The sequence below is a fragment of the Mycobacterium sp. E3298 genome (assembly GCF_001666895.1).
Classification (GTDB): Bacteria; Actinomycetota; Actinomycetes; order Mycobacteriales; family Mycobacteriaceae; genus Mycobacterium.
On the sequence record NZ_LZJB01000568.1, the window covers coordinates 1 to 956 of the forward strand.

Annotated in this window: 1 pseudogene; it reads left to right on the top strand. The window is 62.8% G+C overall.

Annotated features, from left to right (window positions below):
* Nucleotides 1–670: 670 nt before the first annotated feature.
* Nucleotides 671–956: pseudogene (locus A9X05_RS32435) on the top strand (hypothetical protein); the annotation flags it as partial.

Genomic DNA, 956 nt, shown 5'->3' on the forward strand with positions numbered 1-956 from the left:
GCCGCAGGTTTCGCCATCCAGCGATCCCGCTCGTCGGCTGCGGTTGCAGTTGCGCATTTCCCGCGGGATCGACAGGCCGTACGCCGTGAGCAAATTGGCCGGCTGAACCGGGCGACGGCTTGGTGCCGTCCGGCCATGACGATCACGCGAACACCGTCTGTTTCGAGGCGCGTCCGAGAGGTGTCGAAAACATTTGCGGGAGAACGGAATCAAGGTTTCTCGCGGGGCGCATGAGTGGGCACGGCGGACGTGCCGTGCGCGCTATTGGAGCGACGCAAGTTAGACCGCAGCACAACGCAATTCATCCGTCGGTGGTGCGCAATGTGTGACGTATTGCACGTAACCCGTTGTAATGTGCGCTGCTTCGCTCCGCGGGGCGAGCTCGTCACGGCTGCGACGGTCCGTACCCACCGGCGCAAATACGTGCGCCAGTTCACAAAATGGGCGTGATTCGGCTCACGATTTGAAAGCATTTGCGATTGCGGGGTACTCGCCGGAATCGCTTTGCTGACCTGCCGAAATGACCTCGGGATTGCGCCGTGATCACCCCGTTACCGAAACGAGATGTCCGGTTTCCGAAGATGACGAACGCGGCTGGTTCTCGTACGGTCCCTGTTAGCCCGCAACGGGTTACGGAACAGTAACTGAAAACAGAATCACGGACCCGCGTGTGAGCGGGGCCGCGGACGGCGAAGTCGCGTCCGTGGCCGGCGGTAACACTCCGCCGGGCGAATCGAGCCCACCGCTGTCGTGCCAGGACAAGCCGGCACGTTCCGAAGCAGGTTTCCGCACCAACCAAAACCGTCAGCCCACCCCCGTGGGCTTGCTTTGGCGCGCGCGCACCGCGAAAGGAAAGATATTGAAGAACGTCCGTAAGACGCTCGTTCTTGCCGCGGTCACGGGCACCCTCGTGACCATCCCTTCGGCGACCGCCACCGCGGAGCCGACGGGCTTCG